We start from the raw sequence: 19,637 nt of genomic DNA on the forward strand, positions 1-19,637 counted from the left end.
TATCCAAATCCAGTTAAGAATATTCGGAGATTGGGTTAAGCCTTTGCGAAACCCTAGTCAAGAAAATTATTCTTGCAGACGAGCAATCACACAGTGCATAACTTTAACTTCATTAACAATTCGATCCAGTTCTGTGGATAGAGGAGTTTGTTCTCGAACAGCTTGTAATGTGGGAGTTGAAGTGTAGGAATTTGTGGCAATCTCTAATAACCGAGCAGTATGTAGCTGTTCAATTTGGTTGTGAATTGCTTCAAGATAACTATCCAGCGCTGGTAACGGTTGGGGTGGCTGTCCTTGCCGAAGGGCATCTGCTAAGTTTTCCAAAACTTGGACAATAGTATCAGTAAGCCGCTTCAGTTCAACAAATTGGTAATCGCCGCTAAATTCCCGCAGATGTTCTGCTAAAGTTGTCACCGAACTGAAAAAGCCCCGAATATATACCATCAGCGTCATTACAGGTTCGATTTCTCCCTGAATGTGACGAGGTTCGCTGAACAATCGTTGAGCGGCGGCATTAGCGTTGGCGTTCTCTAGTGCTGCTTGATGGCGTAGCATATTGATAGAATCAGCAGATGCATTCTGTTCTGGATGCATATAGTTAGCTATTACTTGCTGAAAGTAGGCAAGATTGGCTCTAATTGTTTTTTCCAGTTGTGCAGGAAGTTGCTGTCGTTCCCAACGGGGAAAAAGCAAATAGCTGCCAAGCAGTGCTAAACCACCCCCAGCCAAGCTATCGAAAATCCGCAATGCTCCAACTTTCCAGCCACCTGCACTAATAATGTTGAGTAGCAAGATGATGGCGGGAGTCAGCAGTATGGTGAATATGCTGTAACTTAACGATCGCACCGACATCGCCACAAACACCAGCAGCAAGAAACAGACTGCGATCGCCAATTGACTCTTAACTAGTAAAACCAAAATAATACCAATAATTCCCCCCAAAATAGTACCGATGACGCTTTGTACTGTTGTCTGGGACGTTCCACCAAAGTTGGGCTTGAGTGCGACAAGAGCTGTGAGCGTTATCCAGTAGCCTCTAGGTAGTTGCAATAACGACGCAATCAATTCAGCAAAAGTTGTGATCAGTGCTAGGCGTAACGCATGACGAAAGAGGACTGAATCAAAAGTGAAGTTATTCCGCAGTGTATCAATAAATGCAGTCCGCTCTGGTTGGGCTGGGGGGGAAATGTCTCGCTGGGCAATGCTAGGCTGTTTTCCCTGGATTAAATCTGTAACAATATCTGCATCAGTATGAATTTGCTGTGCCAGCTTTCTAAGACTGGTTGTAATCTTCTCAAGGTTGATTAGATCGGAATAGCTATCTGGCTGAACATTTATCGTTTTATTGAGGACTTGAGAGCGCAAAACTTGCCGGTGGTGTTCCAGTGCTTCAACACTCCGATCCAGATCCCCCAAGTGAGGTGAGTTTTTTCCTTTGGTGATTGCTTGTGACAACATTTGCAGAGCAATTGCCAACTGTTCGATCACTTGCTGAATTTCTTTCTGTAATCGAGAAAATAGTTGATGTTCGGATGCGATCGCTAACAGTTCGCTCAGTGCTACAACAGAATTGACAATTTGATTTACATCCTCGATTAACACCAGTAAGTAATTTCCCCGCAGGTTAGTTCCTTTTTGCCTAGTCCATATAGTTGTCCAGACGCTACGGGCAGCTGTCAAATCCTGGATAATGCTATCCTGAGCTTGCAAAAATTGCTCTGCCCACTGCTGACGAGCATTTGGATTTAATGTTCTTTGGCTTTCCAAATCTACGAATTTGCTCAACGAGAGATAACAGTTAGCGACTATCTGCATTGCAGGTACATCAGGACGCACCACCCACAGTCCTAATGAGAGCGCGGTTGTCCATGTTCCACCAGCCAGACATAGCGCAGATTGCTGGATGAGAGTAGACAAATTGGAATATGAAGCGAATCTAGCAAGCGAAATCACAAACATGATCGAAGTAACTAAGCTGACAGATGCAGCCACGTTGCCATAAAGACTTGCTAAACCTGCTATAAATATCACCAAGAATGTTGTCGGCACAGCTAACCAGAGATGACTGCTAACCAGACTGGCGATCACGAACATCAAAGTTACCCCAATCGTCGCTGCGATCATCGCAGTCGCTCTCTGGCGATAGGCTCCGTCAACATTTACCATGCCAACGAACCAAGCCGCCATAGTGGCGATCGCACTTGCAGCGGCGTGACCAGTAATGATTCCCACTCCAATCGGGACACCCAGTACAAAAAGGCTACGCAATCCTGAGGAAATGGCGGGCTTACCTGGTTTGAGTTGAAACTGCTGAAACAACCAATTGAGAGGACGTTTATCTATAGATTGCATTATTAGGATTGCTATATAACAAAGCAGATCGTCTTTTACAGCATTTTAGCCACATATCCATCTTTAATATCAATTCACGAAAACCCTGATACATATAGATTTCTCGTCGGGGCATGGCAATATCAGTGTCAACTTAAACTAATACTCCAAAATCTCGTTTCCAGCCTCTGGCTGGAAATGCCCTTTCATTGCGGTGCCGCTAATTTTGAGGCGGCAGCCCTCTGATTAGGCATTCCCAGTCAGAGACTGGGAACGAGACACGAGACACAAGACAATTTCTAAAAGCTGATTCTAGACTGGCTTTTATCTTAATCGGATAATTTTCACCGGCTAAAAATCAGAGCATCCAGTGAATATGCTCCAGGGCCTAAAACTGCGATCGCAATCAGCATGACACAATACATAAACGCTTTTTCCCAACTTGGCGGTTCGCCTTTTCCTAAAGGGCCTTTATATTGGTCTTCTGGAATTAAATATGGATCTTGGGCTACAAAAGGTTTACTTCCAGACACTTCTAAATATATTGCAAAAATCATTGAGCCAAGAATGGGCAATGTCGCTAAGAGGGTCAGGAATCCAATAATCAGAAAAATTCCGCCACCTAACATGGATGCAGCTGATAAAAAGCAAAGAAAGACAGGCATTTTCATAGACTCAGCCCACTGTCGAAGATGCGTTATCTTTGGATAGCCGTGGAGGATGAATAACCAGCCAAGGCTAACTCTTAGTAGTAAAAGTGCCAATCCGGGGAATCCGTCAGGATACAGATGATAAAGTGAACTTAATAGGTATGGCCCTAGCTGTGGTAACTTAAATGCTGCTAGAAAAAAGGCGATCGCTACACCACTGGCAAATTTATAAATCATTGCTGTACACCACGGGTATTAAGGTCGATAGCATATAAGGAATGACCGGCTGTGATAAACAAGCAATCGCCTTCCTTCCCACCGAAAGTTAGGTTAGTGGATGTCTCCGGTACGATAATTTTTCCTAACTGAGTCCCGTCAGGGGCGTATATCTGCACGCTATCCTGGGAACTAGTAAAAACATTGCCATGTTCGTCAACCCTAAATCCATCAGGTTGTCCTGGATCGATGACACAGAATACACGGCCATTCTTTACATGGCGATCGTCCACAACCTCATACACGCGAATATGATGAGGCCCCCCAGGTATATTAAACGCGGCTGTATCTGAAACATACAGCAGGCTCTCGTCTGGGCTGAAAGCCAGCCCATTAGGGCGCACCATGTCTGTTACTATAGGAGAAATTTCACCAGTAGCAGGGTCAAAGCGGTACACATAACTTCCAGGTTGTTCTTGTTCGCCGCCATAACCTTGATTTGGCTCGGTGATCCCATAAGGCGGATCGGTGAACCAAATTGTGCCGTCGCTTTTCACTACTAAATCATTTGGACTGTTCAGGCGTTTGTTTTGGTAGCGATCAACTAAAACCTTCCATTCACCATCGTTTTCGCGTCGGATAATGGCACGCAAACCAGATGAACAAGCAACTAGACGACCCTCTAAGTCTCGGTAATTACCGCTTTGGTAATCAGATGGATCTCGGAGGACACTTACGTTTTCAGTAGCACTCCAGCGTAATAAACGGTTGCCGTGAGCATCGCTCCATACAACACTGTCGTCTTCATGGAAGTAAAGAGGACTTTCGCTATGGACTGCACCGTTGGCAAGCTTTTGGAGTGAAGCATCTGGAGGTATAATCGCACGCAGGCGATCGTCATAAATCTCAATGGCTTCAGGCATAGGAATCTCCTGTTATTTAACTTGGTTACTGACAAGAAATGGCAGGTTAAAGTTAATATCAATTTAAAAAGTAATAGGTCAGAAAATTTCTCCGCACTTTTTATAGATATCAAATATGCTTGACTTACATAATATATAAACAAAAATCAAATTAAAATGAAATTTTAGCATCTCTTTAGGCATAAATAAAAATTAAGCCATTGGGTAGAATCTAAAATTTTAGATTGAGAATACCTTTGTTGCTCTGGGTTATGCCAATCCATCTATAGCCAAAAATTTTCCCGATTCTCAGTTACAAATTCTAGTTAAAACAATTTTTTTCACAGTGTTTCTATGTCTAAAGGCTGAATTTATCATTTTAGATATAGACCATTGATGAGTTGAAAAATTCAGACTTTGTGATATAAAGTAAAGCTTGTAAGCAAAATTGCTCGCTGATGAAGGTGCAAAGATTACTAGTTATGCAAGTTCTTTGTTGTTATATCAATTCGTAATTCGTAATGAAGGGGTGTAAGGTCTTGCACTCAGACTCAGATTGCATCTGGTTTTTCGGGTTTGAATCTGTTGCCGGATTTGAAAGAATTGGTATAACTCTTATTCTTAACTTAAGAGTTGATTATGAAACAGATAGAAGCAGTTGTTGCCAATATAAATGATCTAAATGATGGTGAAATGCGACAGGTAGCTGTCGGCGAGACAGAGATTTTACTGACCCGATTAGATGGAAAGTTTCATGCCGTCGGCGCACACTGCTCTCATTATAAAGCGCCACTGGCAGAGGGGGTGCTGAGTGGACATCATGTTGTTTGCCCTTGGCACAATGCCTATTTTGACGTAACGACTGGCGATCAACTAGAACCACCTGGCTTGGATTCTTTAGCCTGTTATCAGGTACGGATTGAAGGTGAAAACGTCATTGTCAGCGTCCCAGAGGAAACAACGGGATTGCGATCGCCTACAATGGCGCAATTTAACCCCGACGCTGATAAACGCACATTTGTGATCTTAGGCGCAGGGGCGGCGGGTGTCCATGCCGCAGAAACTTTGCGAGTAGCTGGATATCAAGGGCGAATCGTCATGATCACTCAGGATGACAAGCTACCCTACGATCGCACCAAGCTGAGTAAAGACTACTTCATTGGTGAAACATCCTCAGAGGAAATGCCCCTGCGATCGCCAGATTTCTACAAAGAACACGCCATTGAAGTACTGTTGAATAAGCGAGTTGAACAGGTGCAAACAACGGCAAAAGCGATCGCCTTTACAAATGGTGATTCGTTGAATTATGATGCCTTGCTGGTAGCAACAGGAGGAAAACCACTCCAGCTAGATATTCCCGGTGCAGACTTGCAAAATATTCTCACATTACGCAGTTTTGATGATACAGATCGCATTTTGACACTGAGCAAGCAAAAAGGACAAGCAGTAGTTATTGGCTCCAGTTTTATCGGCATGGAAACAGCAGCTGGGCTGAGTCAGCACGGCTTACAAGTAACTGTTGTTTCACCGGATTCTGTACCTTTTAAGAAAACCCTTGGTGAGGAAATTGGCAAAATATTTCAGCAAGTTCATGAGGAAAACGGTGTTTCCTTTAAGTTAGGTAGGAAAGCGGTTAAATTTGAAGGTAGTGACAAGGTAGAAGCTGTAATTTTAGATAATGGCGATCGCCTCAAAGCAGATATAGTAATTGTCGGAATTGGTGTACAGCCTGCAACAGACTTTCTTGAGGGGATCGATTTGCATCCCAAAGATGGCAGTGTTGTTGTTGATGAATACTTGCGTGCAGCTGATGGCATCTATGCCGCAGGCGATATCGCCCGTTATCCCGATTGGCGCACAAGTGAATCGCTTCGGGTTGAACATTGGCGAGTTGCAGCACAGCAGGGACGAATTGCAGCTCATAACATGGCAGGGAAAGCAGTTAAATTTAGAGGGCTTCCTTTATTTTGGACGATGCAATTCAAGTTTCCCTTGCGCTACATTGGCCACGCCGAAAGTTGGGATGAGATAATTGTAGATGGGGATTTACAAAAACAGGAATTTATTGCTTTCTATGTCAAAAACAATCAAGTCTTGGCAGTTGCAACTAGCCATAAAGATACGGAAACAGCAGCTATCTCAGAATTGATGCGCTTGAACCAGATGTTAACTGTTGAGGAATTACGGCGTGGTACAGTTGATTTGATTCAAAGACAGCCAGTTAATAACAAGCAATAGGTTTGAGACAAGAGTAATTTTGCATCTCCTGCATATATGACAAACATCACTGAACACTACGACATCATCATTATTGGTACGGGAGCAGGTGGAGGGACACTGGCTCACCGCCTCGCACCCACAGGTAAAAAAATTCTAGTGCTGGAACGAGGCGACTTTTTACCGAGAGAGAAAGCTAACTGGAGTCCAGGGGAGGTTTATCAAAAACATCGCTACCACGCGGATGAGGAATGGTATAACAAGGAAGGCAAAACCTTTAAACCGCAGACAGGCTACTGGGTTGGCGGCAATACCAAACTCTACGGTGCAGCCTTGATTAGATTACGCGAGCGAGATTTTGAAAGGGTAATTCACAAGGGAGGAATTTCTCCAGAATGGCCACTCAAGTACTCAAACTTTGAGCCGTACTATACCCAGGCAGAAAAGCTGTATGATGTGCATGGCAAGCAAGGGGAAGACCCAACTGAACCACCTCGCAGCGAACCATATCCCTATGAGCCAGTGAGTCATGAGCCGGATATGCAGGAATTGGCTGATGGCATCCGCGGACTAGGTTACTACCCATTTCATCTACCACTGGGATTAAAACTCAATGAAAGCGATCGCACTAAAAGTCGCTGTATTCGTTGCGATACCTTTGATGGATACCCTTGTCTGGTAGATGCAAAAGCTGATGCTGATGTTAACGCCATTCGTCCCACCCGCGAAATGTATGCTAATTTCACCCTCTTAACTAATGCCAAAGTCTTACGGCTGCATACCAGTGAGTCGGGGCGAGAGGTTACGAGTGTAGAAACTGAAATTGCCGGAGAGTCACATTGGTTTGCAGGTGATATTGTAGTTGTTGCCTGTGGCTCTATTAACTCGGCTCTGTTGCTTTTACGCTCTGCTAATGACAAACATCCGAATGGATTAGCAAACAGTTCCGATCAGGTGGGGCGGAATTATATGAAACAGTTGGAAACTGCGATCGTCTCCATACATCTAAATGTAAATCGCGCCAACTTTCAGAAAACGATCGCCGTCAACGATTTTTATTGGGGAGAGCCGGATTTTCCTTATCCAATGGGAATGGTACAAAATACTGGCAATGTCCTAGCTGATATGATTCCCGGCGAGGCTCCGCCGCTTATGGCTCCGTTTATTAAACTGATTCCTGAGTATGAGCGCCATTTGCTTGCTGAAAGATCAGTGGGTTGGTGGTTGCAAACAGAAGATTTACCAGACCCGAATAATCGGATTCGGTTAGTGGGTGACAAGACTTACATTGACTATACACTGAACAATACCGAAGCAGGCGATCGCTTAATTCATCGTTGGACATCTGTAATCAAGTCAATTCCTAACTCCGCTAAACACGTCCTACCATTTAGTATTTATCCCCGCACTACTATACCAGAACAAGCAGTTGCCCATCAATGCGGTACTTGTCGATTTGGCACAGATCCTAAAACCTCAGTCCTTGACATCAATTGCCGTACCCATGATGTCGATAATCTCTATGTGGTAGATAGTAGTTTCTTTCCGTCAAATTCAGGTGCTAACCCAACATTAACAATTATGGCGAATGCATTGCGGGTTGGCGACCGCATAGCTGAACGCTTGAAATCAAAAGGAGGAACATGATGACAAACGATGAACAGCAAATTAAACAACAAGACCAACCACAGATTGAATCTCAACAAATCAACTCAGATGCAACGGATTCTCATCCTATAGCTACAAGTTTAGGGGCTGTGGGAGGTGGCGTAGCAGGAGCCGCACTCGGTCGCTCAATTGCGGGTAAACTGGGTGCTGCGATCGGTGGGGTTGCAGGAGCGATCGCCGGTGGCGTTGCAGGTAATCAGCTAGTAGCGTACACTGAGGATTTCATTGAAGAACTCCAGCCGATAATTGGATTGCGATTAGGAGCCGATCACAAACCAATTGAACTACCCCGTCACTACACTTGGGAACAACTACAGGCGCTGTCAAAATCCCAAGGGGGAGAAATCCAAGCTACCTAAGCCAAAATGGTATAAAGCACCGTCCGAAAGCTTTAGTGCGTTTGGCCTAATCTCCATAACGCACCCTACATATATATTGTTATATTTTTTCACACAATCAAATCAGATTGCTACTATAGGACTCATATTTGATTTTTGAAATACACGTAGGGGAGCCAGTGCGTTGCGGTGAGTCCAGCGCTGTAGGCGGGTTTCCCGCCGTAGGTGACTGGCGAACCCGAAGGGAGGTTCCCTCCGTTGTAGCAACTGGCGTTGTGTTATGCCGTAGGCTAACGCACCACCCAAGGGTTTCGGTGCGTTACGTCAGCCGTAACACAACGCCAGTCCGCTCAAGTCGGGAAACCCGCCAACACGGCTGGCTCCCCCACATATACTTAGACTTTTTCACGCAATCAAATCGGATTGCTATATATTGCCCCCAACTGAGAACCGCTATAACTTTTGAGATTTTTGTGCTACTAAGAAACACGACGTAACACCATGAGAGAGCGGTCTGTAACTGGCACAGTTTGCTCACCCATAATCAATTTTCCTGAGTTAAGAAAGCGAGATTCGTTGGTGTCAATAATTATTTCCCATTCCCTGTCCTGGAAAACATTGGGTAAGGCAAACTCAATCGTTTCGTAGTGAGCATTAAAAAATAGCAGAAAGCTCTCATCAATAATACGTTCACCGCGAGGGCCAGGAGTAACAATGCCCTCGCCATTCAAGAAGATTTCCATAGCTTTGGCATAACTAACTAGCCACTGCTTTTGGGTCATTTCACCACCATCGGCATTAAACCAACCAATATCACTAATACCCAAACCGTGAATCGGACGGCCTTGAAACCACTTACGCCGGCGAAATGCTGGATGCTGATGACGAAAATTAATCAGTTGGCGGGTAAAGTCTAATAGTTCAGCGTTAGACTTTTGTAAACTCCAATCACGCCAGGAAAGTTCATTATCTTGGCAGTAGACATTGTTGTTACCCTTCTGACTAAAACCAATTTCATCTCCTCCTAGTAGCATGGGTATGCCTTGAGATAGCATTAAAGTTGCTAAAAAGTTGCGCCGCTGACGTTCCCGTAAGCGAATCACATCTGGTTCAAGGGTTTCTCCTTCTACACCGCAATTCCAAGATCGGTTATGGCTTTCCCCATCCCGGTTATCTTCGCCGTTGGCCTGATTATCCTTTTGGTTGTAGCTAACCAAATCATTGAGTGTGAAGCCATCATGAGCAGTGACGAAATTAATACTGGCACTGGGATTGCGCCCGTTTGCTTGGTAAAGATCAGGGCTACCGGTAAAACAGTAAGCAAATTCTCCGAGGCTATCATCCTCACCACGCCAAAAATCCCGCACAGTATCACGATACCTGCCATTCCATTCAGACCAACGTAAAGGAAAATTGCCAACTTGATAACCGCCTTCTCCTAAATCCCAAGGTTCAGCAATCAGCTTCACATCTGCCAGAACTGGATCTTGATGAATAATATCAAAAAAAGCTGCGAGATTATCTACTTCATATAGTTCTCGCGCTAATGCTGAAGCTAAATCAAAGCGAAAGCCATCAACATGCATTTCTGTTACCCAATAGCGCAGACTATCCATGATTAACTTCAGAACTTGGGCATGACGCACATTCAGAGAGTTGCCGCAACCTGTGAAGTCCATGTGGTAACGAGAGTTATCTTTGATCAAGCGGTAGTACACACTATTATCGATGCCTCGCAACGACAATGTTGGGCCTAAATGATTGCCCTCGCCAGTGTGGTTATAAACTACATCTAAAATTACTTCAATGCCAGCAAAGTGTAAGTCCTTGACCATCTGCTTAAACTCGGTCACTTGTTCTCCGAGTGAGCCACTAGCACTGTAACCGGAGTAGGGTGTGAAATAATTAATGGAATCATAACCCCAATAGTTTTTGAGTCCTTTATTCACCAGAAATCCTGGAGAAGATAAAAAGTGATGTACAGGCATCAATTCCACAGATGTGATTCCTAGTTGTTGGAGATATTGAATTGCCGCTGGATGTCCCAGCCCTGCATAAGTACCACGTAATTCTTCTGGAATTTCTGGGTGTAGCTTAGTAAAACCTTTAACGTGAGTTTCATAAATAATAGTTTCGTGCCACGGTCTACCAAGTGGTTTGTCGTCTCCCCAATCAAAGGACTGATCAACAACAACACACTTTGGTATAATTTGGGCATTATCTAAATCGGAAAAAGCCAGGTCTTCTTCTGGTGCATCTAAAGAATAGCCAAAAATAGCTGAACTCTCATTAATTTCCCCATCAATTGCCTTGGCATAGGGATCAATTAGTAGTTTATTAGGGTTAAAGCGATGACCAGCTTCTGGGGCCCAATGACCATGGACTCTAAACCCATAGCGTTGTCCAGGCCCCACTCCTGGTAAATAAGCGTGCCAAACAAAATTATTCTTTTCTGTTAAAGGTAAGCGAATTTCCTGACTATCAGCATCAAATAAACAAAGTTCTACACCTGTTGCATTTTCGGAAAATAAAGCGAAGTTCGTGCCTTTGCCATCCCAAGTAGCACCCAAGGGATATACATTTCCAGGCCATACAGATACATACATAAGTGAAATACCAAAAGCTAATTTTACTGTTACTAACAAACTTGAAGATGTGTTGAATAGTAATTTCTGTAAGTTAATTTCAACATAAAAGCTAACAAATTTGAATTAAGGAAATCTTACCATAGAGCTTTTATAATTAAAAAGTCTTATCAGCAGATGACAAGGATTGCTTTTCATTTCCAGCTAGAAGATAATTTTTGGTATTGTCAATTGACAATATCAATATTGAGAGCGCCATTATTACTACTTGACTCATAAATTCGCTAACAAGTTTATTTGCCAAATATTTCAATTCTAATAGTTTTATCAAAAATAGCGGCCACCTACATCTACCAAAATGACGTAATTTATCTCAGTCAACATGTAGATTTACTTAAAACATCTTTTGTGCATCTTTCATGTCAATTTTTGGATTGACTTACACAGTATTTTTGCTTAATACATCTGTTAATACTGATAAAAAGGCACATTGAAACGAATGTTGCTAGGTGGTTGTATAGCACTAGGAGTGATAACTATTAAACTAAAGCATGAGTGGCGATTGACGGTAGCAAGTAGTAGAGGCACTACTTTGCCACGCTCAATCTAATTAATTAGAGTTAAATATATTTAATAGTCTGTCAACAGAACTTGAAATTATTATGGACAGCCAACTTAATTTGGTTACAGCAAGCAAGTTACTAGCCCTAATTTTCTTGGTACTAGCCAACGGCTTTTTTGTAGCAGCAGAATTTGCCTTAGTCGTTTTACGTCGTAGTCGTGTCGAGCAGCTAGTTGCTGAAGAACATCCTCAGGCAAAGGCTTTACAACGTGCAGTCAACAACTTGGACTCTTATCTAGCAGCAACTCAACTTGGCGTTACTATGTCTTCTCTGGGCTTAGGTTGGATTGGAGAACCAGCACTAGCTGTACTTGTTGAGCCTGCTTTTCACTGGCTGCCGAAATCCTTGGCTTTGTTGAGCGCCCATACCCTATCAGTGATAGTAGCATTCATAATCATTACCTGTCTTCATATCGTCTTGGGAGAATTAGCTCCTAAGAGTCTGGCACTTCAACGTACAGAAGGCACTGCCTTCGCTGTGATTAATCTGTTAGAACTATACTTAGCTGTATTTCGCCCAGCTGTCCTGGGTTTGAATAATGTCGGAAATTTCGTTCTTAAACTTATCGGCTTGCAACCAGGAAATGCTGAACAATTATTTCATTCTACTGAAGAATTAAAACTTTTAGTCGCAGCTAGTCATGAAGCAGGTCTATTGGGGTCAGCCGAACAAGATGTAGTGGAGCGAGTGTTTAGTATTGGTGATCGACGAGTTAGTGCGTTTATGACACCACGTACAGAGATGGAATGGCTTAACATTGATCAGCCGCTTGAAATAGTCCGCCATCAAGTCATCAAAAGTATGCATTATTTCTTTCCAGTTGGACAGGATAACGTTGATAATTTATTAGGTGTTGTACAAACCAAAGAATTTTTAGCCCATAATCCAACTCAACCCATTGAATTGCAAGCCTTATTAAAACCACTCTTGTATGTGCCAGAAAGCATGAATGCTTTGAAACTCCTGGATTTATTTAAGAAATCTGGGACTCACATTGCCTTAATCGTAGATGAGTATGGTGTAACACAAGGTTTGGTTACACTCACTGATATTATAGAAGCGATTGTGGGTGATATCCCGTCGAGTGAAGAGCTAACTGACCCTGAGATTGTGCAACGCGAGGATGGATCTTGGTTGTTAGATGGACTATTGCCTATTGACGAGTTGAAAGAAATTCTCAACATCAAAAAGTTGCCACCACAGGCAGGAATCAACTATCAAACTTTAGGGGGTTTTATTGTGAACCAGCTTGGGCATATTCCCTCTACTGCTGAATATTTTGAGTGGGTGGGACTACGTTTTGAAGTAATTGATATGGATGGTAACCGAGTTGATAAAGTTCTAGTTGCCCGTGTCAGCGCTCATTCAAAGGCTGTCTGATTTTTAATTGATTTTATTTCCAAAGGAAGATGATTTTAATTCGGATATCTATCTTAAGATAAATAGAATTTAACTGAGGTAACTGTTAGAGTGTCTGAGTTAAAAAAAATCACCTAACTGAGAGCAAAGATATGTTGGGTATACTTTGGGGAATTGTAGTTCTACTATTTGCTTTTTGGGCATTAGGACTCGCACTTCATATCGCTGGAAATTTTATTCATATAGTGTTAATTGTAGCCATAGCCCTTGCTATCTATAATTTTGCCAAAAGCCGTGCTATGTAGATGAATAAATGATCACACGTTCAGGACTTTTAACTCAGTTAGCTACATGAGAAGCTACATAGCCGAATAGTAGTTTTGTTAATAAGGTGATTATTGGTTGTGGAGCATCAGTGATTGCCTTTGATCCAGTCTCGAATGGCGATCGCATATAGACCATCCTGATTGAAATCAGTGTAATTAAACGATCTACAAACATTAAAATAGTACTTTAAAAATAACTTGCCATATTGTGGTAAGGATTCGTCCCTATCAATTAGATAATTTAGAAGATACCGTTCGGCTATGGTATCGAACTTGGCATGAAACATTTTCTCACATTAAACACCCACACCCATATTCTGTATGGAAAGCTCGATTTCGTGATCACCTCGCTGCACACGGGGATATTTGGCTGACTGAAGTTGAAAATCAAATTGTAGGTTTTGTTGTAGTCATCTAAAGAGGAACAATGGTTAAGCCAGCTGTTTGTAGATGCGACATACCAAAATCTGGGTATCGGTTCAGTATTACTTGATAAAGCTAAAGCAATTTGTCCCCAAGGTCTAAGGCTTCACACATTACAAGCGAATATGCGAGCTTGTGCTTTTTACGAACGACACAGTTTCAAAGTGGGCAAACTGTCAATAAACGAAATCAACGGTCAACCTAATGTGCAATATTACTGGATGCCTGAGTGCGATATTTGACTAAATGGCGTCATTTCGTCCAGATACTTTGCTTGGCAATGGAACGCACCTCGATCCGCGTAGGCAGGATTTCGTCCTGGTAGGAACGATCAGCCACGGTTTGCAATGCACGGATATCGTCATCGCTGACCGGGCGTAGCTCTCGCGCTCCGCGCTGGGTAATGGATTTGGAGGTATTCAGTGGCAAGCGCGACAGTTTCGCGTAAACCTGAGCATAGGCGTCTGGATTCGCCATCGCCCGGATCGGCCAGGGCCTTGTCGCTTGCGGTAATTAACGACAATCCACTGTTGATACCCTGACCGTCGCGCAGCACCCGCCCGCCATTTTGCTGCGCCACTAAGATTCCTGTTTTGTATGCTGACCCCAAGGTTCACGAGCGAAGATCCGATGTACCATCGGCTCAAAGAAAGTCAGTGGCAAAGTATCATAGTTTGGATCAAATGATTCTTGATCCCACTTATGGCAGAACTCAGTGGTGCGATCAAAGTAAGGATGACCTCGAAACTTTTCTCTAGCATGGCGATCGAGTCCCATATGATGCCAGAAATAATAGCCTTGGAAAATCCCATGATGTTCAATTATCCAATGGGTAGCTGGACTGACATAAGGTTTGAGGATGCCTGCTGCTAGCTGGGCGTGATTCATGGGTGCTAGTAAATCGCCAATATCATGAAGCAACGCAGCTACCACGACCTCTTCTTGTGCCTCATCCCGAAAAGCCCGTGTTGCTGTTTGTAGCGAATGCTGATAGCGATCAATCAGATTTCCTGGATAACTTTCTTGCAAGCCAACTAAAAGTGTCAGGGCGCGATCGGCTACCTGATTCAAGCGAGGCTTAGAGTGTTCCCATAACAGAAGATAATCTTCTTTTGTTCCATCTGCCATTCGTGTATAGGTGGCAATAGGTCTTTCTATAGATGAGTTTGACATTACATTCCTCCTGGTGTAGACTTCAAAATTCTCTGTTTATCCAATATGAGTTATTTTTTGCAACTTAGTACAGCATTTAATTAATTTGTAGCGAATTAAATTTGGCAATATCTTACAATTATCAATGCATCTTGATACAATGCCAATGCGTCCCTCTACAATGCCAATGCATCTTGATGCAATGCCAATGTGTCCCTCTACAATGCCAATGCATCTTGATGCAATGCCAATGTGTCCCTCTACAATGCCAATGCATCTTGATGCAATGTTAATGTGTCCCCCTGCATTAAAAACGCTACGCTTTTAATGCAAAAATGTACTTAGTTAAGTGATCTGGGTTAGATTATCTGACATTACTCAACCTATAAACTAATGGTGTGACAGCAAACAAGGCAGTTTGCACATAGAGTCAAAGACAGTTACTCCAAATGACTCCAGTAGAGTAGCCTCACTCTGATTGGTATACCCTAAAACTTTCATATTAGCGGCAACACCTGCACGCACACCCAAAACACTATCTTCTACAACAGTGCAAGATGAAGGCTGAACTCCCATATTTTTAGCTGCATATAAGAATAAGTCAGGTGCTGGCTTCCAGCTTCCAATTTCATAGGAGCTAAAGATACGTCCTTCAAATCGAGGTAATAAGTTAGTCACACGTAAAGCTAACTTAATTTTTTCCAGTGGGCCACTAGAGGCAACGCAGATAGGTAGATTGATTTCGTCTAAAGCCGCCTCTATCCCTTCGACAGGAAGCAGTTCCTGCTCGAATGCTTCGGCAGTGCAGGCACGAAGCTGAGTCACAAAATCTTGCGGTAATTTCTGCTCAAGCCTTTGCTCAATGACAGCAACACAATCAGCCATTTTGCAACCCTTGAATAATAAAATGGCTTCTTCAAGCTCCAACGCGAGTCCGAATTCTGCGACAAGTTGGACAAGAACGCGATTGCCCAATGTCTCGCTGTCTACTAATACTCCGTCACAGTCAAAAATAACCAGTTCTGTTGGCACTCGTATTATTGATTTTTGGTCAACTATAGTTATCCTATTTGAGTTAATGAAAATTATCGAACCGCCATTTCTGCGAGATGCCCTGAGCTTGCCGTTCGCGGAGCGTCTCGCAGAGAAGTCGCCAAAAGCGCCAAGGGAGAAACAGAAAAGTTCATAAATCTAGGACTAGCTTTTTCAAGGTGACTTGTAAAATCTCTTTTTTCTCTCTGCGCTCTTTGCGTCTGTGCGGTTAAAAAGTCTTTTATTTAACCACAGAGAACACAGAGAACACAGAGAACACAGAGTCAAGAGGTAAAATATGAGTTTCTTGAGCAAAATTTTTACCCACCTTGAAAGGGCTAGTCCTAAATCTGTCCCCTATCACCTGTTACCTTGTCCCCAGTACCAGATATAGCTATGGGCGACTGGCAGAGGCGGTTGGGTACTGATGTCCTAAGATGGGATGGGGTGTGTAAGGTTCTTCAAGGAACTTGCGTTCTTCATCGGAAAGCTTCAAATCCACAGCTTCCACTGCTTCTTTGAGATGCTCTATCTTACTAGCACCAACAATCGGAGCCGTTACACCCGGTTGATGCAACAACCAAGCCAAGGCAATTTGTGTTGGTTTAACACCGCGTTTTTGGGCTAACTCTACGACGCGATCAACTATTTGGAAATCCGAATCTTGATAGTAGAGATTGTGAGCAAATTCATCAGTTTTAGCCCGCACAGTTTCCCCATAGCTTTGCTTGCTGCGATTTCCCGCCAGAAAGCCTCGTGCTAGAGGACTCCAGGGAATGATCCCAATTCCTTGATCTAGAGATAAAGGTATCACCTCTCTCTCTTCTTCTCGATAAACTAAGTTGTAGTGATTTTGAATAGATATAAAGCGAGTCCAGCCGTGTTTGTCAGCCGTATAAAGGGCTTTGGCGAACTGCCATGCGTAAACACTTGAGATTCCTAAGTAACGAACTTTACCTGATTTGACTACATCATGCAGTGCCTCTAGGGTTTCCTCAATTGGTGTTTCGTAGTCCCAACGGTGAATTTGGTACAAATCGACGTAATCTGTCTGTAGACGCTGTAATGAGGCATCAATGCCATCAAAAATATGTTTGCGAGACAGCCCTTGATCATTGGGGCCATCACCGATTTTATTGAAGACTTTGGTAGCAATGACAACTTGATCTCTTTTGGCAAAATCCTTAAGCGCTCGTCCCAAGATTTCTTCGCTGGCACCTAAAGAGTAAACATCAGCGGTGTCAAAGAAGTTTATCCCCAATTCCAAAGCTAGTTTAATAAATGGGCGACTCTCTTCTTCTTCCAGTACCCATTCTCGCCATTTTCGAGAACCGTAGGTCATAGTACCCAGAGTAAGGCGTGATACTTTCAGTCCACTTTTTCCAAGATTTACGTATGTCGTCATACTGTTTGCTCTACTTTTTGATAACGTTGTGAAAGTTCTAAAGCAAGTTGAGAAGCTTGATTTGCTTCATCGATATGTCCTAGCTGGCTGTAAATATTAGCTAATTCCCGCTGAATCACTGGAATATTGCCACGGGCAGCATTGCGCTTTTCCAGAATATTCAAGGCTTTGTGATCCTGCCGATCGCAAATCAAAGCATCAAGATAAATTTGCTCAAATAAATCTCGTTGAGCATGAGATCCCCCTGTAGAGTATAAATCGGGTAACACCGGTTCTAGTTGAGCGATCGCCCTCTCCCAATCTCCACGAGCATGAGCAATCATCCCCCTAGCAGCTGGTACTCCTACCTCTAACCAAGTACGCCGCATGTAGGGTAAGACTTTCTCTGCATGAGTTTGCATACTCTTTAACATCTGTGCCGCCCAGTCATCTTTACCGCCCCGCACCAGTGCATAGATGTATTGTAAATCTAGGAAGGCGAGGACGTGTTCGTGCAGCCGTGGTTGCAGGTAAGCAGCAAGTTCCTGCCAGCGCGAACCGACATCTACACCGCGTAACTCCAGCCGCAGCAATAATGCGATCGCATTAATCTGCTCGCGTCTATTGTCTTTTTCGGCACGTCCCCAAATGTTTCGGTCATAAATTTCTACTACCTTGGCAAAATTCTCTGCATCCAGGTAGTAAAGGGATGTGTGCCACCAAAGATGTCCGTAAAACACTGGGTTACCATATTCCCAGGTATCGCTGAGACTTTCCATTAAGGCGATCCCTTCATCTAAGCGCCCTTGAGTTTCTAACACATGAGCAAGGGCGTGGTGTGCCCAACGGTTATCCCGTTTCAGGGCGATCGCTTGCCTGGCATATGTTTCTGCTTCTGCTAAACGATGACATTCTTCTAACCCGAAGGCCAACATCCCGTAGATATACGGGTTGTGACGATTGGCGGCGAAAACTTTTTCGGCAATTCGCAGCATCCCTTGACTGTTACCGGAATTTCTATAGTGGTATTGGGCAACATGCAACGAGGCTAAATCGCGGGGATAGCTATCAGCGATCGCTTCATGGTGGGCGATCGCTTGGGCAATATCTCGATTTGCCCATGCTTCAATTGCAGCAACATAAAGTTTTTCGCGATCGTTAGCGTGGGTGAGGTTTGCCTTTGCCGTATTTAGATAAGATGTCGCCTGAGTTAAGGCAACAGAGCCACCAGCAAACAGATAAAAGGCGGCAGCTTGAGCATTGGCGATCGCACAAGCCGGATCAGCCTCAACTGCTTTGAGAATAACTTGGGCATCGTTACCAACACACAGTAATTGATCGACAAAGCTATCGATAGCATTTACCGCTGCTGATGAGTCGGTAGTAATTTCGAGTTCAAATGCATCTTTTACCATTGGTTTTCCAGAGCATTGCACTGCTACAAGCATAACTTTGCAAAAGCTAGGCTAAAAACTACTGTATCTCAATCGTGTTATCGGAGTTAGTAATGATTTGATTAAGAATTTCGTACAAATGCTCATGTGATGGTGATCGCTTTTCTCAAAAATCAGCAGTTTAGGAGTTGCGATCGCTTCTGAAAACGCCAAGACACACAACTACTTTTGTTGGTGTTAGTTTTTTCCAGAAGTTATTTTTTCTCCTTCGTAAGCGAGAGCCTGATCACCTGCTTGGGCAAATGTCTGGGCGAGTTCAATTAGCTGTTGTCGCTCTTGATCATCAAAAATACCAGCTGGAGGAGGCATCCGTTTCTCTTTGATTTGGCGCACAGTTTCGTGCCGTAAAGAGAGTGCCTGATTGGGATAATTCAGGATTAATAAGGGATTTTGCTTGCTGGCGTTGTCAGGACTGTGGCAGACAACACAAGCATTCTGCCGCAGTTTTACTTCAAACGCACGATAAGCAGCATCAACTTTGGCGATATGTGGGTTCGATGGAGAAAATAAACGGGTATAGAGTGTCACAGAGGGCTGCTTGCCATGAACATCGCTCCAAATCCACTTACCGTCCCATGCATGGTTTACCTTCGGGCGTTGTGGATCAACCACAGCCGAGCGCTGCGCTCCTTTAAGCTTTCCCTGTTCTAGAAACAAAAGTAATTCAGTACTTTGCTGGTAGGAATTCCACTTTTTCGATGAGTGCCAGAACGGATAAGGATAATCTCCAATATCCAGTTGATTGCGGAACTGAGTCGGAAGGTGGATGACAACTAGGTTGTTTACCTGTTCAATCTGGGGTTCACCTTTGAACATAAAGGTAGCCAGGTAAATGCGACGCCAGACAAAGGGGTCAAATGCAGTTGTTTGACTATCTTTGATATTATAGAACCCATTTGGGATCTATAAAGTAGCTAATCTTCGGAGCATAAGTCTGACAAAACAGAGATGAATTTTAGTGGTCGCATTTTCTAAAG

18 protein-coding genes and 1 pseudogene are annotated in these 19,637 nt (G+C 43.5%); 7 read left to right on the top strand and 12 right to left on the bottom strand.

Going from position 1 to position 19,637, the window contains the following annotated elements; genetic code table 11:
• Positions 1-66: 66 nt before the first annotated feature.
• From V7K49_RS27380 to V7K49_RS27390, 3 genes are all read right to left on the bottom strand, one after another.
• Positions 67-2,352: an FUSC family protein gene (locus V7K49_RS27380; protein WP_335208441.1), complete on the bottom strand. Its 2,286-nt coding sequence runs from the start codon at positions 2,350-2,352 to the stop codon at positions 67-69.
• A 323-nt stretch (positions 2,353-2,675) separates the two neighbouring features.
• The gene (locus V7K49_RS27385) at positions 2,676-3,218 is read right to left on the bottom strand and encodes a DoxX family protein (protein WP_335208442.1); all 543 of its coding nucleotides are present in this window, start codon (positions 3,216-3,218) and stop codon (positions 2,676-2,678) included.
• Positions 3,215-4,120, bottom strand: a complete 906-nt coding sequence (locus tag V7K49_RS27390) for an SMP-30/gluconolactonase/LRE family protein (RefSeq protein ID WP_335208443.1) — start codon at positions 4,118-4,120, stop codon at positions 3,215-3,217. The genes V7K49_RS27385 and V7K49_RS27390 overlap by 4 nt, the downstream gene beginning before the upstream one ends.
• Before the next feature lie 618 nt (positions 4,121-4,738).
• Here V7K49_RS27390 and V7K49_RS27395 point away from each other — a divergent pair.
• From V7K49_RS27395 to V7K49_RS27405, 3 genes are read left to right on the top strand one after another with little or no spacing between them, the layout of a single operon-like run.
• A complete protein-coding gene (locus tag V7K49_RS27395) occupies positions 4,739-6,337 on the top strand; it encodes an FAD-dependent oxidoreductase (protein WP_335208444.1) in 1,599 nt (532 codons plus the stop codon).
• Positions 6,338-6,373: 36 nt separating this feature from the next.
• On the top strand, positions 6,374-7,963 hold the full coding sequence (locus V7K49_RS27400; RefSeq protein ID WP_335208445.1) for a GMC family oxidoreductase: 1,590 nt from the start codon (positions 6,374-6,376) through the stop codon (positions 7,961-7,963).
• Positions 7,960-8,343 carry a hypothetical protein gene (locus tag V7K49_RS27405; RefSeq protein ID WP_335208446.1) on the top strand — a complete coding sequence of 128 codons (384 nt, stop codon included), beginning with the start codon at positions 7,960-7,962 and terminating at the stop codon, positions 8,341-8,343. Before V7K49_RS27400 ends, V7K49_RS27405 begins: the two co-directional genes overlap by 4 nt.
• A gap of 102 nt (positions 8,344-8,445) precedes the next feature.
• Here V7K49_RS27405 and V7K49_RS27410 read toward each other — a convergent pair whose 3' ends face one another.
• The gene (locus V7K49_RS27410; protein WP_334864540.1) at positions 8,446-8,628 is read right to left on the bottom strand and encodes a hypothetical protein; all 183 of its coding nucleotides are present in this window, start codon (positions 8,626-8,628) and stop codon (positions 8,446-8,448) included.
• Positions 8,629-8,801: 173 nt separating this feature from the next.
• On the bottom strand, positions 8,802-10,928 hold the full coding sequence (gene glgX / locus V7K49_RS27415) for a glycogen debranching protein GlgX (protein WP_335208447.1): 2,127 nt from the start codon (positions 10,926-10,928) through the stop codon (positions 8,802-8,804).
• A gap of 641 nt (positions 10,929-11,569) precedes the next feature.
• On the opposite strand from glgX, the gene V7K49_RS27420 reads away from it, so the two are divergent.
• Both V7K49_RS27420 and V7K49_RS27425 read left to right on the top strand, forming a co-directional pair.
• Complete coding sequence (locus V7K49_RS27420) at positions 11,570-12,910, top strand: hemolysin family protein (protein WP_335208448.1); 1,341 nt, start codon at positions 11,570-11,572, stop codon at positions 12,908-12,910.
• Between the two features lie 131 nt (positions 12,911-13,041).
• Entirely contained in the window at positions 13,042-13,194 is a 153-nt protein-coding gene (locus tag V7K49_RS27425; RefSeq protein WP_334864546.1) for a lmo0937 family membrane protein, read from the top strand.
• A gap of 34 nt (positions 13,195-13,228) precedes the next feature.
• Here V7K49_RS27425 and V7K49_RS27430 read toward each other — a convergent pair whose 3' ends face one another.
• Entirely contained in the window at positions 13,229-13,390 is a 162-nt protein-coding gene (locus V7K49_RS27430) for a hypothetical protein (protein WP_334864548.1), read from the bottom strand.
• A gap of 33 nt (positions 13,391-13,423) precedes the next feature.
• On the opposite strand from V7K49_RS27430, the gene V7K49_RS27435 reads away from it, so the two are divergent.
• Positions 13,424-13,633 carry a hypothetical protein gene (locus V7K49_RS27435; protein WP_335208449.1) on the top strand — a complete coding sequence of 70 codons (210 nt, stop codon included), beginning with the start codon at positions 13,424-13,426 and terminating at the stop codon, positions 13,631-13,633.
• 10 nt (positions 13,634-13,643) lie between these two features.
• Positions 13,644-13,880, top strand: a pseudogene (locus tag V7K49_RS34805) (GNAT family N-acetyltransferase); the annotation flags it as partial.
• 10 nt (positions 13,881-13,890) lie between these two features.
• On the opposite strand, the gene V7K49_RS27440 reads toward V7K49_RS34805, so the two are convergent.
• The 6 genes from V7K49_RS27440 to V7K49_RS27465 form a co-directional block, all read right to left on the bottom strand.
• Positions 13,891-14,115: a hypothetical protein gene (locus tag V7K49_RS27440; RefSeq protein WP_335208451.1), complete on the bottom strand. Its 225-nt coding sequence runs from the start codon at positions 14,113-14,115 to the stop codon at positions 13,891-13,893.
• A gap of 102 nt (positions 14,116-14,217) precedes the next feature.
• Positions 14,218-14,811: an HD domain-containing protein gene (locus V7K49_RS27445; RefSeq protein WP_335208452.1), complete on the bottom strand. Its 594-nt coding sequence runs from the start codon at positions 14,809-14,811 to the stop codon at positions 14,218-14,220.
• A 369-nt stretch (positions 14,812-15,180) separates the two neighbouring features.
• Complete coding sequence (locus V7K49_RS27450; protein WP_335208453.1) at positions 15,181-15,822, bottom strand: HAD family hydrolase; 642 nt, start codon at positions 15,820-15,822, stop codon at positions 15,181-15,183.
• Between the two features lie 394 nt (positions 15,823-16,216).
• Positions 16,217-17,227, bottom strand: coding sequence for an aldo/keto reductase (locus V7K49_RS27455; protein ID WP_335208454.1), 1,011 nt, complete (start codon positions 17,225-17,227; stop codon positions 16,217-16,219).
• Positions 17,224-18,621 carry a tetratricopeptide repeat protein gene (locus tag V7K49_RS27460; protein ID WP_335208455.1) on the bottom strand — a complete coding sequence of 466 codons (1,398 nt, stop codon included), beginning with the start codon at positions 18,619-18,621 and terminating at the stop codon, positions 17,224-17,226. The genes V7K49_RS27455 and V7K49_RS27460 overlap by 4 nt, the downstream gene beginning before the upstream one ends.
• A 216-nt stretch (positions 18,622-18,837) precedes the next feature.
• Complete coding sequence (locus V7K49_RS27465; protein ID WP_335208456.1) at positions 18,838-19,476, bottom strand: c-type cytochrome; 639 nt, start codon at positions 19,474-19,476, stop codon at positions 18,838-18,840.
• Between the last annotated feature and the right edge of the window lie 161 nt (positions 19,477-19,637).

The sequence above is a fragment of the Nostoc sp. genome, from assembly GCF_036919675.1.
Classification (GTDB): Bacteria; Cyanobacteriota; Cyanobacteriia; order Cyanobacteriales; family Nostocaceae; genus Nostoc.